Origin of the sequence: Halomonas sp. ND22Bw, from assembly GCF_003011945.1 — a bacterium.
Lineage (GTDB): Bacteria > Pseudomonadota > Gammaproteobacteria > Pseudomonadales > Halomonadaceae > Halomonas > Halomonas halophila.
The window spans coordinates 1-245 of sequence record NZ_PXWD01001530.1 but is presented as its reverse complement, the minus strand read 5'-3'; the positions used below and the strand labels follow the sequence as shown (position 1 = coordinate 245).

1 protein-coding gene is annotated in these 245 nt (G+C 67.3%); it reads left to right on the top strand.

All coding sequences use genetic code 11. The annotated features are described in order from the left end of the window. A partial coding sequence (locus CVH10_RS23355; RefSeq protein WP_146143347.1) for a YqcI/YcgG family protein occupies positions 1-245 on the top strand: 245 nt, incomplete at both ends.

Here is a 245-nt window from a genome sequence, read left to right as displayed (position 1 = left end):
GGACGAGGAAGGGTTCGAGCGGCACCTCTGGGAGCGGGTGCAGTCGCTCGCCGACAAGGACGCTTGGCTCGGCCATCCGTGGGACAAGAGCGTCGCTTCCGAGCCGGAGAGCCCACATTTCTCGCTCAGCTTCGCAGGCGAGGCGTTCTTCGTCGTCGGCCTCCACCCGAACGCGAGCCGTCCTGCGCGCCGGTTCTCGTCACCCGCCTTGGTGTTCAACCTGCACGCCCAGTTCGAGCAGCTGC